We start from the raw sequence: 18,015 nt of genomic DNA on the forward strand, positions 1-18,015 counted from the left end.
TCCAGTCTTTTTGTTTGTGTAAATTAAACGCGTTCTACTTTACCTGATTTTAATGCACGAGTTGAAACCCATACTTTTTTAGGCTTTCCATCGATTAAAACGCGAACTTTTTGTAAGTTTGGTTTCCAAGTACGACGGTTAGCGTTCATAGCGTGAGAACGAGTGTTACCTGTTTCAGAACGACGTCCAGTGAAATAACATACTTTAGCCATGGTCATTCTCCTCCTTTAATTTAAATCATTGATCAGCTGATATAATTTTTAAACTAAATCATATACTTAAATAATTTATCATAGTTGACGATAGAATGCAAGCTAGAGTCCAATATAAAGTATAAATTTCTGCTAAATTGATTTTGAGAGCGCATTTTCATGCATAAAAAGTTAGGTAAAATGAATCATTTATGTTAAAATAATAGAGAATCATCGAACAGTCTGTAAAAAATAGATTGTACGAATTTTAAGGAGGTTACAAAAATGACAGTCAAAATTCAAACAGAACAAGGGTTAATTGAATTAAGCAATGAAGTTATTGCTACTGTAGTTGGTGGCGCAGCAACAGATAATTATGGAGTTGTTGGAATGGCCAGCCGTAATCATATTCGTGATAATTTAAATGAAATTTTGAAAAAAGAAAACTATTCTCGTGGCGTAGTGATTCGTCAAGAGGAAGAAGGCGTAGCTGTTGATGTATACATTATCGTAGGCTATGGTACTAAAATTTCTGCAATTTGTCGCAATGTTCAAGAACAAGTAAAATATAATTTAGAAACGATGTTAGGATTTTCTGCGAACACTGTTAATGTTTATGTTCAAGGAGTAAAAATCATTGAAGCGTAAGCTTTGATGGTGTGTCAGGAGGATATAAGAATCAATGGTAACAAAAAATATTATTACGGCTCAAGATTTTAGAGCAATGGTAGAAATTGGTGAAGCACGTTTAAGTGAAAATGCTGAATTTGTCAATTCACTAAATGTGTTCCCGGTTCCAGATGGTGATACTGGTACAAATATGAGCCTTTCATTTAAATCAGGTGCGGAGCGTGTCGCAAATTCTTCTGCGCAAACAGTAGGAGAGTTAGCACAAGACTTAGCAAAAGGTTTATTAATGGGTGCTCGTGGAAATTCAGGAGTTATTTTATCGCAATTATTCCGTGGTTTTTCAAAAGCTGTTGAAGGAAAAGATGAATTAACAGGTGAAGATTTAGCAGAAGCATTTACAAAAGGGGTTGAAACAGCTTATAAAGCAGTGATGAAACCTGTTGAAGGGACTATTTTAACAGTTGCTCGTGAATCTGCAAAAAGAGGCGTTCGTAAATTAGAACGTTCAAACGATATTATCGAAGTAATGGGTTCTGTATTACGTGGTGCTCAAAAATCATTAGATAAAACTCCAGATTTATTACCTGTATTGAAAGAAGTTGGCGTAGTTGACTCAGGTGGTCAAGGTTTAGTATTTATTTATAATGGATTTTATGAAGCTTTAACAGGAGAAGCTACTCCAGTTCAAGCATTATCAACGAATAAAATTGATTTAAGTTCAGTTGCTCATCACGAAAGTGGTATTGATTATGAACATGCTTCTACAGCGGATATTCAATTTGGGTACTGTACTGAAATTATGGTACGTATTGGCGAAGGTGAAACAGTAGTGGATACTTTTGATTATGATACATTCCGTAATTACTTAAATGAATTAGGAGATTCTTTATTAGTTGTAGCGGATGATGAAATTATTAAAGTTCACGTTCATACAGAACGTCCTGGTGAAGTGATGAATTATGGTCAACGCTTTGGTTCATTAATGAAAGTGAAAGTTGACAATATGCGCTTGCAACATGAGGAAGTTTTAAAAACTGACTATACTGAAAAAGTAAAAGCAGTTGCTCCAAAAGCTGAATATGGAATTGTTGCTGTAGCTGCGGGTGAAGGAATCCATGAATTATTCAAGAGCATGGGTGTGACAACAATTATTAATGGTGGTCAAACAATGAACCCAAGTACAGAAGATATTTTAGCAGCAGTAAAAGAAGCTCATGCTGAAAAAGTGATTGTTTTACCAAATAATAAAAATATTTTAATGGCTGCAAATCAAGCTGCTGAAGTAAGTGAAGATGCAGAAGTTGCAGTTGTGGGAAGTAGAACAATTTCTGAAGGATTATCTTCATTATTAGCATTTAACCCACAAGCTAGTTTAGAAGAAAATCAAGAAGCGATGACAGAACAATTGTCACTAGTGACAAGCGGTCAAATTACAAATGCCGTTCGTGATACTTCCATTGATGGAGTAGACATTAAAGAAAATGACTTCATGGGTATTGTAAATGGTAAAATTTTAATTAGTGTACCTGATCGTAAACAAGCAACGATCGATACAATTGCTAAAATGGTGAATGATGAATCTGAAATCTTAACAATTTTAGTTGGGGAAGATGTAGAAGTATCTGAAGCCGAAGAAATTGTTTCTTATGTTGAAGAACATTTCCCAGATATTGAAGTAGAATTACACGAAGGTTTACAACCTGTATATGCATATTTATTAGCAGTAGAATAAAATATTAGAGAGACTGGATGGAAAACGTCCAGTCTTTTTTACGTGTTTTTGCAGCTATAAAATTTCGTCATCGAAAACGTTCAAGCAAAAGAACTCGTCAAAATAGACAAGAATTTTAATAGTTGCAAAAGTAATATGAGGCTCATATTACGGGGAAAATTTGAGACCTTAGGCTCGAATTTTAGCCATGAGACTCGCTTGCGAGGCTGCTGGCGACCTTGCAACTATGAAAATTTTTGTTTATAAATTATAAAAAAAATAACAACAGTTGACAGTATCTCTTTTCCTCTCTAAACTATAAAAGAATAAGACTATTGGAGGTGAAGAAATGGATAAAACAATATTTCAATCCGTAAGATTTTTACCAGGTGTCGGACCTAAACGAATGGAACCCTTACATGACTTAGGAATTGATACCATTTATGACTTACTAACCCATTTTCCATTTCGCTACGAAGACCTTCAAGTAAGAGATGTTTCCACTATCATGGATCAAGAAAAAGTCACATTAGCAGGAATCATTGTAACAGAACCAGTCGTTCATTATTATGGCTTTAAGAAAAACCGAATATCCTGTCGAATGGCGATTGGTGAACAAGTTATCCAAGTTTCCTTTTTTAATCAACCCTATTTGAAAAATAAGTTAATTCAACATCAAGAATGTATTATTTTTGGAAAATGGGATGCCAAACGATCTACTTTAATGGGAATGAAAATTATTTCTACGAAAGAAGATATGGAAGAAACGTCCAATTTTGAAGCGGTATATCGAACGAATAAATCCATTCGACAAAGTACATTATTGAAATTAATTCAAACAGCTTTACCGTTGTATAAAGAAAATATTCCAAATCCATTGCCTTCTTCGATTCAGAAAAAAAGACAATTACTATCACATCCAGAAGCGGTTGAAGGAATGCATTTTCCAAAAGATGAACGTCATTCAAAACAATCTAGACAGCAATTAGTGTATCAAGAATTATTTTGTTACCAACTAAAACTACAGAGCTTAAAAAAGAAGAGACATCATTCTCAAAAAGGACAAAGTATTTTATATGAAAATGCAGCATTAAAGGTATTTATTCAAACTTTACCTTTTACATTAACAGAAGGGCAAAAGAAAGTAGTCAATGAAATTTGCTATGACTTAAGAGCTCCTTATGAAATGAGTCGCTTATTACAAGGGGATGTTGGAAGTGGAAAAACGGTTGTTGCTACAATTGCGATGGTAGCAACTGCTTTAACAGGAAAGCAGGCTTGTTTAATGGTTCCAACAGAATTATTAGCAGATCAACATTACGAAACCATTTGTGCTTTAACAAAAGAGACTGAAATAAAAGTTGGAAAACTGACTGGAACAACAACTCTAAAAGAAAGACGGCAATTATTAGAGCAATTAGAAAAGGGAGAACTTCAACTTTTAGTGGGGACTCATGCTTTATTCCAGGAAGATGTCATTTATCACGATTTAGCTTTCATTGTCATTGATGAACAGCATCGATTTGGAGTAAAACAAAGAGTGCAATTAGCACAAAAAGGAATGGGAGTAAATGTGCTGCAAATGACAGCAACCCCAATTCCAAGAACATTAGCCATTACGACTTTTGGAGAAATGGATACATCCATCTTAAAAGAAGCTCCTAAAGGAAGACAGCCAATTAAAACATTTTGGGTTAAAGAACAAGAGTTGGAAAAAGTATATGATTATATCGAAAAACAAGTCCAATCAGGAAGACAAGCGTATGTGATTTCTCCTTTAATTGAAGAAAGTGAAAATTTAGATGTTCAAAATGCTACTGAAATTTATGAAATGATTTCTAAACGATTTGAAAATCGTTTGTCAGTAGGTTTATTACATGGACGTTTAAAAAGTGATGAAAAAGAAAGTGTCATGAATGCCTTCCAAAAAAATGAAGTACAAGTACTAGTTTCTACAACTGTTATTGAAGTAGGTGTAGACGTACCAAATGCCACTGTAATGGTCATATTAGATGCAGATCGATTTGGATTAGCTCAATTACATCAATTAAGAGGACGCGTAGGACGTGGAGAACATGCATCGACGTGTATTTTGATTGCATCGCCTAAAACAGAGCAAGGAAAACAAAGAATGCAAATTATGTGTGAATCAACAGATGGATTTTATTTGAGTCAGAAAGACTTAGAATTACGTGGGTCTGGAGATGTTTTTGGACTTCGTCAATCTGGAATTCCAGAGTTTAAAGTGGCTGACATTGTACAAGATTATGATATACTAGAACAAGCAAGAGAAGATGCTATTACATTTGTTATCGAAGAAGAGGACAGTGTAACTTATAAAGAAATACAAGAATTTATCGAACAAACAAGTCGTGAAACGGAGGAAGTTTTAAATGGTTAAAATTGCCATTGATGCAATGGGTGGAGACCACGCTCCTAAAGAAATTGTAGCAGGTGCTATTCAAGCAGCAAAAGAATATCCAGAAAATGAATTTCAATTATATGGAGATCAAGATAGTATTCAAGCAGTGATGACAGAAACTCTACCAAATATTAGAATTATTCATTGTAGTGAGAAAGTAACAAGTGAAGATGAACCGGTTAAGGCTGTTCGTCGTAAAAAAGATGCTTCCATGGTAGTTGCAGCTCAAGCAGTGAAAGATGGCGAAGCAGATGCGCTATTTTCAGCAGGAAATACGGGCGGATTACTAGCAAGTGGTTTATTAATTGTTGGTCGTATTAAAGGAATTGATCGTCCAGGGTTAATGCCAGTTTTACCAGTTGTTGGAAAAGAAAATCGTCAATTTATTTTAATGGATGTTGGTGCAAATGCTCAATGTAAAGTACAAAACTTAGAACAATTTGCAGTATTAGGTTCATACTATGCAAAATATGTATTAAAGATTGACAATCCAACAGTTGGTTTATTAAATAATGGAACTGAAGAAGGAAAAGGAAATGACTTAGTAAAAAGTGTGTATCCACTTCTTCAAGAAAATTCATCGATTAATTTTGTTGGAAATGTTGAAGCAAGAGAAATTTTAAATGGAATTGCGGATGTTGTTGTAACTGATGGTTTTACGGGTAATGCAGTTTTAAAAACGATTGAAGGTACAGCTTTAACAATGATGAGTTTATTAAAGGAAAATATTTTAAATCAAGGGATTACCGGAAAAATAGGGGCTTTATTATTGAAGAATACTTTCCGTTCATTGAAAAATACTTTAGATTATTCTCAATTTGGGGGCGCAGTATTATTTGGATTGAAAGCTCCTGTAGTGAAGGCGCATGGTTCTTCTAGTGCAAGTAGTGTTTATTTTGCGTTGAAGCAAATTGATACGATTGTTCGAAGCGGCGTAGTGAAAGATTTGGTTGACTATTTTGAGGAGAACTAGAAATAGACTTTGCGGTATAGTAATAGACGACGGCAGCAAACCTTCGGTTTCATGCCATATCTACTATGCAAAGTCTTTTCTAAGGGAGTACAAAAAAGTGACGTGCTGTTTTGGCAGACGTCACTTTTTTCGTTGATTAATTAAAAATTTTTGGGAATGTTAATAGAATTGAAATAATCCATAATAATGCAAAAGTCCATAAACAAAATTGAATGATAGACGGATATGATTTTTTCTTTTGTGGAACATATCCCTTTTTCTTTGAACGAAAACTATAAAGGAAAAAATCAAAGTTTCCAGATTGAATGACTAATAGAGTTAAGCCTATGATTAAAAAAGGGAAACTCAATAGTGTTAAAGTATTTCCAATATAAACAAAGTCTAACATAAATTTATTCGTGAAGCTTCCATAAAGCAAAACGAGAATTGTAAGGATAAAAGTAGTTCCTAGGGAATAGATTAAGATTCTTTTATTCAAGTGGATAACCTCTCTTATTCTTTTGGAGAATCAGAATCTTCATCTTCTGTTTCCATAAATGTAAAATTCTTTTCAATTAAATCTGCGGTTTCATTGATTAATTTTCTCATGGCGAGATAAGAATTTAACATTCGAATCGCATTTGAAATACTAAATGTGGCAAAAACGCAACAAAAAATTGTTGAAAATTCCCAACCACGAATGGGAAGTAATTGTACTGCTAAAAATATAAAGAAAGAAGCAATAAAAATTTCAATTATAAAATGTAAAAAAAATTGTTGTTTACTAATCATCAAAAAGCCCTCCCCATCATTATTCTTTAAAAAAATCTTACAAGATTATAGAGAATTTTTCAAGTAATTTTTCTTGATTTTTTTTGACCAAATGAGTACTATAGTAGTGTGGTTAGCACTTAAGAAGAAAGAGTGCTAAAAATCAAGGAGGAAAAATTATGTTAAAACCGTTAAAAGATCGTGTTGTTATTCAAATGGTAGAACAAGAAGAAAAAACAGCAGGAGGATTATTTTTACCAACTGCTGCACAAGAAAAATTACAATTTGCGACAGTGTTAGCTGTGAGTGAATTTACAGAAGAAAAAGATCGTCAAGTTCAAGTAGGAGACCGTGTTGTCTTTGAAAAATATACAGGAACTGAAGTTAAATTAGATGGTCAAGAATTTATTATTGTAAAAGAACAAGATATTATTGCAATTGTACAATAAGAAAGTGAGGAACTGAAAAATGGTAAAAGATATTAAATTTTCAGAAGATGCAAGAGCATCGATGCTACGTGGAGTAGATATTTTAGCAAATACAGTAAAAGTAACTTTAGGACCTAAAGGTCGTAATGTTGTGTTAGAAAAAGCATTTGGTTCACCATTAATTACAAATGATGGGGTAACTATTGCGAAAGAAATTGAATTAGAAGATCATTTTGAAAATATGGGCGCAAAATTAGTCGCAGAAGTAGCGTCTAAAACAAATGATATTGCCGGAGATGGAACAACAACTGCCACTGTTTTAACGCAAGCAATTGTTCGTGAAGGTTTAAAAAATGTCACTGCAGGGGCAAATCCAGTAGGGATTCGTCGTGGGATTGAATTAGCAACACGTGCTGCTGTAGAAGAATTACACAAAATTTCTCGTCCTGTAGAATCAAAAGAAGCGATTGCACAAGTAGCAGCTATTTCTTCAGGTTCTCAAGAAGTTGGTAGTTTAATTGCAGAAGCAATGGAAAAAGTTGGCAACGATGGCGTTATTACAATTGAAGAATCTAAAGGAATTGAAACGGAATTAGATGTTGTAGAAGGAATGCAATTTGATCGTGGCTACTTATCTCAATATATGGTAACCGATAATGATAAAATGGTTGCTCATTTAGATAATCCATTTATTTTAATTACAGATAAAAAAGTTTCGAATATTCAAGAAATTATTCCATTATTAGAACAAATTGTTCAACAAGGTCGTGCATTATTAATTATTGCGGATGATGTAGATGGAGAAGCATTACCAACATTAGTTTTAAATAAATTACGTGGAACATTTAATGTAGTAGCGGTTAAAGCGCCAGGATTTGGTGACCGTCGTAAAGCAATGTTAGAAGATATTGCTGTATTAACAGGTGCTCAAGTCATTACAGAAGATTTGGGCTTAGAATTAAAAGATGCTACTTTAGCACAATTAGGTACAGCTGGAAAAGTAGTTGTTTCTAAAGATAATACAACAATTGTTGAAGGTGCAGGTTCAAAAGAATTAATTGCGAATCGTGTAGCTTTAATTCGTTCTCAAGCACAAGATACAACAAGTGATTTTGATCGTGAAAAATTACAAGAACGTTTAGCAAAATTATCAGGGGGAGTAGCTGTTATTAAAGTAGGTGCTGCAACTGAAACAGAATTAAAAGAGAAAAAATTACGTATTGAAGATGCTTTAAATGCCACACGTGCTGCTGTTGAAGAAGGAATCGTTTCTGGTGGTGGAACTGCACTAGTGAATGTTCAAAAAACAGTAGATACTTTAGAATTAGAAGGGGACGAAGCAACAGGTGCGAAAATTGTTTCTCGTTCATTAGAAGAACCACTTCGACAAATTGCAACAAATGCTGGATTAGAAGGTTCTGTAATTGTGGCTCATTTGAAAGCTCAAGAGTTAGGAATTGGATATAATGCAGCAAGTGATGAATGGGTAAATATGATTGAAGCAGGGATTGTAGACCCTACTAAAGTAACTCGTTCAGCTTTACAAAATGCAGCTTCTGTATCTGCTTTATTATTAACAACAGAAGCAGTTGTAGCTGATAAACCAATTCCAGCTGCACCAGCAATGCCTGGAATGGATCCAGGAATGGGTATGATGTAATTGTAATATATATAAACTAGACTTCTCTGAAGTAGCATAGGGGACGCAAGCAGCCTCGCGAAGCGAGTCTCGTGTTACAGCGAGAAGTCTGTTTATTTGGACGTTTATTTATAAGAATACGAATAAAAGTAAGACTTCTCTGAAGTAGCAAAGTGAACGTAACTGGGCGTGGGCTACTTCGGGAAGTCTTTTTCATTTTTTATGAAAAAATTCTCTCATTTTCATAAAAAAACATTGAAATCTGTAAAGTTGTGGTATACACTACTGTATATACAGTAGAAAAGGGGATATATTCAATGAAAAAGAATAGATTTTTAACGTTAACAGCTTTACTAACAGCAATTGCGATTGTTGTTCCAATTATAATGCCATTCAAAATTGTCATTCCACCGGCATCATATACTTTAGGAAGTCACGTAGCTATTTTTATTGCAATGTTTCTTTCTCCATGGATGACAGTATTTGTTGTATTAGGATCTACCATTGGTTTCTTCCTAGCAGGATTCCCATTTATTATCGTGTTGCGAGCATTTTCTCATATTTTATTTGGGACATTAGGGGCTCTTTATTTGAGAAAGTTCCCGAATATATTAGAAAATAAAAAATCTTCATGGATTTTCAATATTGTTTTAGCAATTATTCATGCCATTGGTGAAGTATTTGTATGTTTTGTATTTTACAGTGTGACAGGTCAAGATCTTCAAAAATTATTATATGTTTTATTTGTCTTAGTGGGAGTTGGTACGATTATTCATAGTATGGTAGACTATGTAGTAGCGATTGGTATTTATCGTTCATTAAAGAAAATCCATAAGAGAGAGGGTTAATAGTGACCATTACACGTAGAAAGCAATTATTGAGTTTATTAAAAGAATCTTCATCAGCGATTAACGGACAGCAATTAGCGGACCATTTTCATGTGACAAGACAAATTATTGTTCAGGATATTGCCATTTTACGTGCAGATGGGGAAGAAATTATCTCAACGAATCGAGGCTATATTCATTCTGCTTCTAAGCAACCGCAACAAATGCATCGTTTGTTTAAGGTGAAACATACGATTGATGATATTGAAGATGAATTGCTTGCTATTGTGGATAATGGTGGTAAGGTCAAAACGGTTTTAGTGGATCATCCGGTATATGGGGAAATTCAAACGTTGTTGAAAATGACTTGTCGAAGAGATATTGTTCATTTTATGAAGCAAGTAGAAGAAACAGAATTTCGTCCTTTGTCTGAGTTAACGGATGGGGTTCATTATCATTTAGTGGAAGCTGATACGAAGCAGGATTTAGATGAAATTGAGAAGGCATTGAGAAAGTTGGGATTTTTAATCGACGACTCTTTATAAATTTTGTATAGACTTTCTGTCATAGTAGTAGAAGACGCAAGCAGCCTCGCAAAAGCGAGTCTCATTGCTAAAAATTGAGCCTAGGGTCTCAATTTTTCTTGTGATAAAATCTGCGAGGCAGTTTTTATCACTTGTACTACTATGGAAAGTCTTACTTTTTGGACGTGTATTTATGGGAGTGCGTTTAGAATTATAGTGACCAAAAAAGTTAGGTTTTAGGTCTAACTTTTTTGGTCATTTTTGTACTTAGTTCTAAAAGTTAGATAAAAAAATACTTTGGAAGAGTTATTTAAACTGACATTAAAAATTGATTCTTTAATTTAAAGAAAATAACAGTATGCTTGACAACGTAAATTTTGTTCATTATAATCCAAGTTACATACTTCCGGTATGAAAAAGGAGGTGTTATAATGCCAAGGAATAGAAATCCGGAAGAAACAAGAAGAAAAATATTAGAAGTTTCTAAAGAATTATTTCTAGAAAAAGGATTTGATAATACATCAATACAAGATATTATCGATGGATTAGGTGGATTAACAAAAGGTGTTATTTATCATCATTTTGAGTCAAAAAATGAAATATTGCAATCAATCATTAGTGAAAATAATCAACAAATTTTAAATTATAATTGGAGAGGAGAAACAGGATTAGAAAAAATACAAAATTCTTTAATGGATTCTTTTTCTAATTTTGAACAACAAAGACTCGTATACTCAGCTTCAATTATGTTAAGAAGTCCACGTTTGTTAGGAGAACAGTATTTAAATCTATTTTCTGATTTTTTACCAGGTATTAGAGAAAAGGTTTTTGAAGGTGTTAAAGATAAATCAATTAAAACAGAATATCCTGAAGAATTAGCAGATTTAATTATTTTAACTTTAAATATTTGGATTGGGTTCCAAATTTCTATTTATACAGTAGAGGAATTAAAGCGTAAAATGAATTTCATTAAACTAACTTTTGAAGGCCTGGGAGTACAGTTGATTACTGATGAAATGATGGAAATAATTTTCAAATTATTTGATCACTTAAAAAGCAGTAAATAAGTTTTACGTATAAATGTTTTAAAAATACCATGCTTTAGGTGTGGTATTAAAAAACTACTATACATACCTTTAGTATGTTTATTTTTTTGGATTTTACATACCGAAAGTATGTAAAATGTTTTTAGAATATTGTAATTAATATAAAAAAAATTTTTTTGGAGGGAAAAATCTATGTTGTCACTTATAAAAATTGAAATAAATAAAGTTTCAAAAGTTAAATTATTTTTAGCTTGGTTAATTACCATATTTATAGTATCAGCTATTACAGGAATTATAATTATGGGTCTAGGTACGGATAATAAATTGGGAGAATTCGTTGGTCAGAGTATTAATGATTTTAGAGGTACAAGTAAATGGGAAGGTTGGGCAGTTGCAGCGTCATTGTTTTCATCTTTATTTACAAAAGCAGCGTTTTTAATTTTTGAATCTTATTTATTGTCTAGTATTATTATTGATGAATTTAAACGAAGAACAATTCTTCAGTTATTTGCTTATCCTATTTCGAAAATGAAATTACTATGGGGGAAAATGTTATCAGTAATCCTACTATCATTTATTACTCATTTTACTGCACATATTGTTATTCAATTATTTATTAAATTAATGGCATTTTTAACAGGGGCAAATTATATTCCATTAACGAATCATTTGATTAATTTAGTCGGAATTACGTTTGGAACAGTATTAGTCGGTTTAATTCCTTTTGTTTTAGGAATGATTAAGTATTCAACTCCTATAACAATGCTTTCAGGTCTTGGTTTGGCAGCACTACTTTCTAATGTAACTCCTGGAAGTTTAACGAATAATTTTGTTGATAACGTCTTTTTTTTAGTATTTGCTAGTTTTATAAGTTTAATGATTGTTTCATTTTCAATTTATATGATTTCAAAAAAAGATATTAATATCGAGTAGTATAGCTGAGTTTATTCAAGTGAGAGGATTTTTCTCAAATAAAAGAATAAATAAAAAGGGAACCTTTGTAATTTATATAACTGAGGGAAAATGACTCACTTTGAAACCGTATATTGAAAGAGAGGGATAGAAATGGAAAATATTGTTGAAATAAAAGAACTTTTTAAAACAATAGATAAGGAAGAAATTTTGAGTGATATTAACCTTCAAATTGCTGAAGGAGAAATCTATGGTTTTTTAGGACCTAATGGTGCTGGAAAGACAACGTTAATGAAATGCATGTTATCTTTATTAACGATTACGTCAGGTAGTATTGAAATTTTCGGGAAAAATTTACAAGAATGTAGAGAGGAAATTTTAAGTCAGGTTGGTAGTATTATTGAAACACCAATATTTTATGAAGACCGTACTGCAAAAGAAATTTTAGAAATACACGCTCAATATATGGGGGAAAATATTACAGAATTAGACATAATAAGTGCCTTAAAAATGGTCGGATTAAAAAATACGACTAAAAAAGTAAAAGAATTTTCATTGGGAATGAGACAAAGGCTAGGTTTAGCTCGTGCTTTTTTAACGAAACCCAGATTATTAATTTTAGATGAACCAATTAATGGTTTGGATCCGGTAGGGATTCAAGAAATTCGAAATCTTTTACTGTCACTTTCAAAAGAATATGGAATTACAATATTAATATCAAGTCATATTTTATCGGAAATTTCTCAGATTGCAGATAAGATTGGTGTTATCAAAAATGGAGCAATGATTGAACAGGTCTATATGAAAGATCTGATACAAGAAAATATTGACTTAGAAGAATATTTTATGTCACATTTTTTAAGTAAAAATCAAGAATTATGAGGCAGATTAAGAATGAAACAATTAATAAAGAACCATCAGACGGCTTTCTATGCTTTCATGATTTTTAATATACTTGTTCCTTTAACTAATATTGCTTTTGCTTATTCTATTAAAGGGATTATTGATAGTGGAATGTCTAAAAATAAAGAAGATTTAACTCAAGCAATACTTGTGGGAGCTGTTGTTATATTCATCTATGCTGGTCTTAATTTTATATCCTTTCGATTGAGAAATAAGCTGGTTAGAAAAATTATGGCAAGATATAAAAACAAGGTGTTCCAATCTATTTTAGATAGAGATTATAGAGAATTTTCTAAGGAAACATCAGGGAAATTTATTTCAATTTTGACTGAAAACATGAAAAAAATTGAACAGGATTACTTGTACCAGTTTTTTCATATTTCAAAAAATCTTTCCTTAATGATTTTTTCACTAATAGCTATGTTTATAGGTAATTGGTTTTTAACATTATTAGTTATTATTGCCAGCATTATTCCTATGATGAGTACAGGATTTATTGGACAAAAGTCAGCCCGTCTTCAAAATAGTGCTATGATTGCAGAACAGAAATATTTAACTAAGGTTAAAGGTATTATAGCAGGCTTTCTAGTTATTAAAAGTTTTAATGTGAAAGAGGTTATTTATCAGGATTATAGTCATGAAAGTGAAAACTTGGATGAGGTATATTTTATAAAAGGTAAGTTTGATATTTTAGCTAATATTATTTCTCAGCTTTCAGGAATGATTGTTTTTTTAGTAGCCTTTGGAGGAGGAATGTATCTTGTTTTTAATGATTATACTTCTATTGGGAGTGTAACAGCTATTGTTCAATTAGTTAATTTTGTAGTAATGCCACTAAATGAGATTGGTGTAGGAATAAGTAAATTCCGTGAAGGTCAGGTAACACTAGAAGCTTTCAAGGTATACGATGTACCGAAATTTCAAAAGGGAAAAACAAAAGAATATTTCGATGAAGTGATTACATTTTCAAATGTTGATTTTTCTTATCCAAATGCTGAAGAAAGGATTTTTATTAATCTATCTTTGAAGATTCAAAAGGGAGAAAAAATTGCTATTGTAGGTAGGTCAGGAAGTGGGAAATCCACTTTACTTAATCTATTGTTGCGTTTTTATGATGTAACTAGTGGAGATATCTCAATTGATAATGAAGATTTACAAGCTATTTCAATGGAGAGTCTTTATAATTTAATGACAGTTGTTCAGCAAGATGTTTATATTTTTAATGATACTTTAAAAGCAAATATTACCCTTAATCAATCCTTTACTGAATATGATATAAAACAAGCTGTACAGCAGTCTGGTTTAAATAGTTATGTATTAGAGAATGATTTAGGTCTGCAAGCTTTGTGTGGAGAAAATGGATTGAACCTATCTGGAGGGCAAAAACAGAGACTTAGTATTGCACGTGCTTTAATTCGAAAAACGCCAATTTTATTATTAGATGAAGCTACCTCATCTTTGGATAATCAAGTTACTACTGAAATTGAAAATTCAATTTTGAAAATTCAAGATTTGACAGCTCTTGTTGTTACGCATAAGTTGAATGAGACTATTTTGAAAAAATACGATAGAATTCTTTTTATGAAAGACGGGAGAATTGTTGAAGATGGATCTTTTGAGGATTTGATGGATCGAGAAGGTGAATTTTATAAGCTGTTTAAATTTAGTGAGTAATCATACTAAATTAAATCAGATTTACTTAGGATAAAATCGAGAAAAATAAAAGACAAGGCTTACTGAACGGTAAGTCTTGTTTTTTTCTATCAATTATTCGTTGATTTGTGTTGTATCAATTTGTAAGCTGGGGAGTTTTCTAATTCTTGTTTTCGGTATTCAAGTAAAAAATCGAGTGCTTCTTTTGCAATGGAAGAAATTGGAGCATTTTGTTCTAAGCCTTTAGCAAGCCAGTATATATAGCTATTAAAATTTTCTTCCTCTTCAATTTCTAATAAGCTTTGAAAGTTTTCAGGATGGAATAATCCCAATTGTTGCGTTCTAGTATATTTGGTAATCCAATGACGATGGTCAAAATCAACGATTTCAATATGAGGTTTCATTGAATGAATTAACTCCTCAAAAGAAGAAGCAATTGTTAACCATTGATCCATCTCTATATCTATGAGACGAATGCAAGGTTCTTTTCCTTTTTCAAGATAATCAAAACAATAGTAAACAGATTCATCTTTAAAAAAGGGGATAAAGTAATTAGGTAGTGCCGTGTTCTTAGGGGAAAAACAGTCATCCAATACACTTATCCAATTTCCTTGCTCTAATCCTGCAATGCCATTTAAGAGAGTATAGTCTAATCCGAAACGAGTTGGTTCGATTGTGTCAATTTTCGAATGAAGAAAGTAACCCGCTCCTTCATTTTGAATCCATTGTAAATAACTTTGAGGCAAGTCTCCAATAGTCCAATGATGATGGATAGGTGTAGTAGAATCTAGTAATGTTTTGGTATAAGGATTTTGAATGAGTGCCATGATTCCTCCAAAAATAGGTCTAAAGTATGAGGTAAGTAATACTAAATATGATAAAATATGCTCAATTAATCGATAAAAGTTTGCAAAACTCATTCGATTTGTTACAATTAACTGTATAAAATATAAAGGAGTGTGTCAATATGACATTATGGATTATTTTAGGAATTATTGCAGTAGTCATTATCTGGGCTGTATCTGCATATAATGGCTTAGTAAAATTAAAAAACTGGGTTAGCGAAGCAGCAGCTCAAATTGATGTTCAATTAGGAAGAAGAAATGATTTAATTCCGAACCTTGTAGAAACTGTTAAAGGTTATGCAAAACATGAACAAGAAACACTTTCTCAAGTGATTGCAATGAGAAATCAATTAACAAATATGGGAAGCAATGCTTCAGTTCAAGAAAAAATGGATGTTTCAAATCAATTAAGTGGAACATTAAAAACAATTTTTGCGCTTTCAGAAAGTTATCCTGATTTAAAAGCAAATACCAACTTTATTAAATTACAAGAAGAATTAACAAATACAGAAAATAAAATTGCTTATTCACGTCAATTATATAATTCAAGCGTGGCACAGTATAACATTAAAATTCAAATGATTCCAAATAATATTATTGCGAATTTTGGTGGATTTACAAAAGAACAAATGTTAGAAATTCCAACAGAAGCACGTGAAGTTCCAAAAGTTCAATTCTAAAATTGGGCGTAGGTGAAGAAGATGATGTATGAACAAATTGCTGCCAATAAAAGAAAAACATGGTTGGTAGTAGGATTCTATCTAATTTTATTTCTACTTGTAGGTATTGGATTAGGTTATACAGTAATGGATAATGCTGTTGCAGGAATGGTAATAGCTTTAGTTGCAGGTGGATTATATACAATGATGATGATTAGTCAATCGACAGATGTTGTGATGCGATTAAATCATGCGACTGAAGTGACGGAATACGAACAAGCACCTCAATTGTGGCATATTGTTGAAGATATGGCGATGATTGCAAAAGTTCCAAGACCAAGAATATTTGTGATTGATGATGATTCTCCGAATGCATTTGCAACAGGAAGTTCTCCTGAAAAAGCAGCCGTTGCTGTGACGACAGGTTTATTACAACGTTTGAATCGTGAGGAATTAGAAGGAGTTTTAGCTCATGAATTTGCTCATATTCGAAATTATGATGTAAGATTACAAACCATTGCGATTGCGCTTGGCGCAGTCATTGCTATTTTAGTCCAATTTGGAAGTCGTATGATGTTTTTTGGTCGTTCTTCGAGACGATCAAAAGATGAAGATAATGGAATTGCAGCGATTATGATGGTGATTTCCATTTTAGCAATGATTTTAGGGCCATTTATGTCTACGATTTTACAATTAGCCATTTCAAGAAATCGTGAATATTTAGCAGATGCTACAGCTGTAGAGTTTACTAGAAATCCTCAAGGATTAATTTCAGCACTTGAAAAAATCTCTCAAGCTCCAGCAATGGAAGAAGCTGATCCTCAAAGTGCAGCATTATATATTGCCAATCCTTTTAAAAAGGGAAATGAAGAGAAAGATTCTTGGTTTGCAACACATCCTGCAACAAGTAATCGTATTAAACGTTTAAGAGAAATGTAGGATAAAGACAATTGAAGTTTTATAGTAAAGGCTTCGATTGTCTTTATTTCATTTTTGTTACAAAGAAAAAGCTTTCACATGGAATTTGTAATGAAATAAATATACATAAACAGGGATATTTCCCCTATAATAGTAATGTGGAATAAGTATAAGGGAGGAGTTTTGTGATGCAATCAATTTATGTACATTTAGATTCAATTTCGAATCATGTATTAAGTAGTTCGATTCATTTTCAACCAGCAGTATTGACACAAAACGAAGTTCCTAAAAATGTTTTATTATTAAAGGGACGTTCTCCATTAGCAACTTATGATGATTATACAGGGTTTTATTATATAAAAGATGAGAAGAAGATTATTGCCTTTTTAGAAGAAATTCAAAATAATGCGGCAGAATATAATTGGATTGATTTTGAGTCGTTAGAATTTTTGCATCAATTAACGCCTCAAGAAATTGCCGATTTATTATATATTTCTCATGCAAATACACATTTACATTCTCCGTTTTTTTATAAATTACAAAATAATTTTATCTTTTTAAATTTAGGGCAAGAATTTACAAAAGTGTATTATCGTAAGATGGATGATTTTTATCGACAATTGGCTGCTCAATTGACGAAAAAAATGAGCGAAGAAATGACTCGTTTAAATCGACGATTATTTTTCAATCAAGAGAAAAATGCTACAGATTTGCCAGTAGAATTGATGAAAGAATTAGTGACGTATTTTAAAGTCGGCATGGTATTTTCAACGGAAAGAATCAAAAAAGACTTACTAGAATATACAATTCCGCTATATGTAGCAGAAGATCGCTATCATGTTATGGAAAATGTGTACATTAAAGAAAATTTATTTGGACAATTAATCTATCATGAAAATCAGGGGTGGATTTTAGAGATTTTTAAACAAAAAAGGCTCTTTGTCAAATAGGGTTGATGAAACAATTTTAGTGAAGGAATTAAGC

18 protein-coding genes are annotated in these 18,015 nt (G+C 32.2%); 15 read left to right on the forward strand and 3 right to left on the reverse strand.

The features are described from left to right. Positions 1 to 23 precede the first annotated feature (23 nt). On the reverse strand, positions 24 to 212 hold the full coding sequence (gene rpmB / locus RWZ86_RS00930) for a 50S ribosomal protein L28 (RefSeq protein WP_006703478.1): 189 nt from the start codon (positions 210 to 212) through the stop codon (positions 24 to 26). Positions 213 to 476: 264 nt separating this feature from the next. Between rpmB and RWZ86_RS00935 the strand changes: the two genes are divergently transcribed. The 4 genes from RWZ86_RS00935 (at position 477) to plsX (ending at position 5,927) form a co-directional block, all read left to right on the forward strand. Then, positions 477 to 839, forward strand: coding sequence for an Asp23/Gls24 family envelope stress response protein (locus tag RWZ86_RS00935; protein ID WP_227930892.1), 363 nt, complete (start codon positions 477 to 479; stop codon positions 837 to 839). Between the two features lie 34 nt (positions 840 to 873). Next, positions 874 to 2,553, forward strand: coding sequence for a DAK2 domain-containing protein (locus RWZ86_RS00940; protein ID WP_314679222.1), 1,680 nt, complete (start codon positions 874 to 876; stop codon positions 2,551 to 2,553). 328 nt (positions 2,554 to 2,881) lie between these two features. Continuing rightward, positions 2,882 to 4,933, forward strand: a complete 2,052-nt coding sequence (gene recG / locus RWZ86_RS00945; protein ID WP_314679224.1) for an ATP-dependent DNA helicase RecG — start codon at positions 2,882 to 2,884, stop codon at positions 4,931 to 4,933. Beyond that, positions 4,926 to 5,927: a phosphate acyltransferase PlsX gene (gene plsX, locus RWZ86_RS00950; RefSeq protein WP_314679227.1), complete on the forward strand. Its 1,002-nt coding sequence runs from the start codon at positions 4,926 to 4,928 to the stop codon at positions 5,925 to 5,927. The genes recG and plsX overlap by 8 nt, the downstream gene beginning before the upstream one ends. 492 nt (positions 5,928 to 6,419) lie before the next feature. On the opposite strand, the gene RWZ86_RS00955 is transcribed toward plsX, so the two are convergent. Next, positions 6,420 to 6,698 carry a DUF4305 domain-containing protein gene (locus tag RWZ86_RS00955; RefSeq protein ID WP_314679229.1) on the reverse strand — a complete coding sequence of 93 codons (279 nt, stop codon included), beginning with the start codon at positions 6,696 to 6,698 and terminating at the stop codon, positions 6,420 to 6,422. Positions 6,699 to 6,856: 158 nt separating this feature from the next. Between RWZ86_RS00955 and groES the strand changes: the two genes are divergently transcribed. The 8 genes from groES (at position 6,857) to RWZ86_RS00995 (ending at position 14,630) form a co-directional block, all read left to right on the forward strand. Beyond that, entirely contained in the window at positions 6,857 to 7,126 is a 270-nt protein-coding gene (groES, locus tag RWZ86_RS00960; RefSeq protein ID WP_314679231.1) for a co-chaperone GroES, read from the forward strand. Between the two features lie 19 nt (positions 7,127 to 7,145). Beyond that, positions 7,146 to 8,765 (forward strand): chaperonin GroEL, encoded by a 1,620-nt coding sequence (gene groL, locus RWZ86_RS00965; protein WP_314679232.1) that lies wholly within the window; start codon positions 7,146 to 7,148, stop codon positions 8,763 to 8,765. Positions 8,766 to 9,061: 296 nt separating this feature from the next. After that, positions 9,062 to 9,592, forward strand: coding sequence for an ECF transporter S component (locus RWZ86_RS00970; protein ID WP_399544630.1), 531 nt, complete (start codon positions 9,062 to 9,064; stop codon positions 9,590 to 9,592). Between the two features lie 2 nt (positions 9,593 to 9,594). Continuing rightward, positions 9,595 to 10,116, forward strand: a complete 522-nt coding sequence (locus tag RWZ86_RS00975; RefSeq protein WP_314679234.1) for a transcription repressor NadR — start codon at positions 9,595 to 9,597, stop codon at positions 10,114 to 10,116. 410 nt (positions 10,117 to 10,526) lie between these two features. Further along, complete coding sequence (locus tag RWZ86_RS00980) at positions 10,527 to 11,162, forward strand: TetR/AcrR family transcriptional regulator (RefSeq protein ID WP_314679236.1); 636 nt, start codon at positions 10,527 to 10,529, stop codon at positions 11,160 to 11,162. A gap of 171 nt (positions 11,163 to 11,333) precedes the next feature. Continuing rightward, positions 11,334 to 12,074 carry an ABC transporter permease gene (locus tag RWZ86_RS00985; RefSeq protein ID WP_314679237.1) on the forward strand — a complete coding sequence of 247 codons (741 nt, stop codon included), beginning with the start codon at positions 11,334 to 11,336 and terminating at the stop codon, positions 12,072 to 12,074. Between the two features lie 132 nt (positions 12,075 to 12,206). Then, entirely contained in the window at positions 12,207 to 12,935 is a 729-nt protein-coding gene (locus tag RWZ86_RS00990; RefSeq protein ID WP_314679239.1) for an ATP-binding cassette domain-containing protein, read from the forward strand. Between the two features lie 12 nt (positions 12,936 to 12,947). Further along, a complete protein-coding gene (locus RWZ86_RS00995) occupies positions 12,948 to 14,630 on the forward strand; it encodes an ABC transporter ATP-binding protein (protein ID WP_314679242.1) in 1,683 nt (560 codons plus the stop codon). Positions 14,631 to 14,719: 89 nt separating this feature from the next. On the opposite strand, the gene RWZ86_RS01000 is transcribed toward RWZ86_RS00995, so the two are convergent. Beyond that, positions 14,720 to 15,436, reverse strand: coding sequence for an SMI1/KNR4 family protein (locus RWZ86_RS01000; protein WP_314679244.1), 717 nt, complete (start codon positions 15,434 to 15,436; stop codon positions 14,720 to 14,722). 140 nt (positions 15,437 to 15,576) lie between these two features. Between RWZ86_RS01000 and RWZ86_RS01005 the strand changes: the two genes are divergently transcribed. The 3 genes from RWZ86_RS01005 to RWZ86_RS01015 all read left to right on the forward strand — a co-directional run bounded on the left by RWZ86_RS01005 (position 15,577) and on the right by RWZ86_RS01015 (position 17,981). Further along, positions 15,577 to 16,134 carry a LemA family protein gene (locus tag RWZ86_RS01005; RefSeq protein ID WP_314679246.1) on the forward strand — a complete coding sequence of 186 codons (558 nt, stop codon included), beginning with the start codon at positions 15,577 to 15,579 and terminating at the stop codon, positions 16,132 to 16,134. A 21-nt stretch (positions 16,135 to 16,155) separates the two neighbouring features. Beyond that, positions 16,156 to 17,052, forward strand: a complete 897-nt coding sequence (htpX, locus tag RWZ86_RS01010) for a zinc metalloprotease HtpX (protein ID WP_314679247.1) — start codon at positions 16,156 to 16,158, stop codon at positions 17,050 to 17,052. 167 nt (positions 17,053 to 17,219) lie between these two features. Next, complete coding sequence (locus RWZ86_RS01015) at positions 17,220 to 17,981, forward strand: hypothetical protein (protein ID WP_314679250.1); 762 nt, start codon at positions 17,220 to 17,222, stop codon at positions 17,979 to 17,981. The last annotated feature ends 34 nt before the right edge of the window (positions 17,982 to 18,015 follow it).

Origin of the sequence: uncultured Granulicatella sp. (assembly GCF_963545075.1) — a bacterium.
Lineage (GTDB): Bacteria > Bacillota > Bacilli > Lactobacillales > Aerococcaceae > Granulicatella.

Bases quoted from the DNA above. Each gene is read 5' to 3' on its own strand.
- rpmB (WP_006703478.1), bottom strand. From the start codon at position 212: ATGGCTAAAGTATGTTATTTCACTGGACGTCGTTCTGAAACAGGTAAC.
- RWZ86_RS00935 (WP_227930892.1), top strand. From the start codon at position 477: ATGACAGTCAAAATTCAAACAGAACAAGGGTTAATTGAATTAAGCAAT.
- RWZ86_RS00940 (WP_314679222.1), top strand. From the start codon at position 874: ATGGTAACAAAAAATATTATTACGGCTCAAGATTTTAGAGCAATGGTA.
- recG (WP_314679224.1), top strand. From the start codon at position 2,882: ATGGATAAAACAATATTTCAATCCGTAAGATTTTTACCAGGTGTCGGA.
- plsX (WP_314679227.1), top strand. From the start codon at position 4,926: ATGGTTAAAATTGCCATTGATGCAATGGGTGGAGACCACGCTCCTAAA.
- RWZ86_RS00955 (WP_314679229.1), bottom strand. From the start codon at position 6,698: ATGATTAGTAAACAACAATTTTTTTTACATTTTATAATTGAAATTTTT.
- groES (WP_314679231.1), top strand. From the start codon at position 6,857: ATGTTAAAACCGTTAAAAGATCGTGTTGTTATTCAAATGGTAGAACAA.
- groL (WP_314679232.1), top strand. From the start codon at position 7,146: ATGGTAAAAGATATTAAATTTTCAGAAGATGCAAGAGCATCGATGCTA.
- RWZ86_RS00970 (WP_399544630.1), top strand. From the start codon at position 9,062: ATGAAAAAGAATAGATTTTTAACGTTAACAGCTTTACTAACAGCAATT.
- RWZ86_RS00980 (WP_314679236.1), top strand. From the start codon at position 10,527: ATGCCAAGGAATAGAAATCCGGAAGAAACAAGAAGAAAAATATTAGAA.
- RWZ86_RS00985 (WP_314679237.1), top strand. From the start codon at position 11,334: ATGTTGTCACTTATAAAAATTGAAATAAATAAAGTTTCAAAAGTTAAA.
- RWZ86_RS00990 (WP_314679239.1), top strand. From the start codon at position 12,207: ATGGAAAATATTGTTGAAATAAAAGAACTTTTTAAAACAATAGATAAG.
- RWZ86_RS00995 (WP_314679242.1), top strand. From the start codon at position 12,948: ATGAAACAATTAATAAAGAACCATCAGACGGCTTTCTATGCTTTCATG.
- RWZ86_RS01000 (WP_314679244.1), bottom strand. From the start codon at position 15,436: ATGGCACTCATTCAAAATCCTTATACCAAAACATTACTAGATTCTACT.
- RWZ86_RS01005 (WP_314679246.1), top strand. From the start codon at position 15,577: ATGACATTATGGATTATTTTAGGAATTATTGCAGTAGTCATTATCTGG.
- htpX (WP_314679247.1), top strand. From the start codon at position 16,156: ATGATGTATGAACAAATTGCTGCCAATAAAAGAAAAACATGGTTGGTA.
- RWZ86_RS01015 (WP_314679250.1), top strand. From the start codon at position 17,220: ATGCAATCAATTTATGTACATTTAGATTCAATTTCGAATCATGTATTA.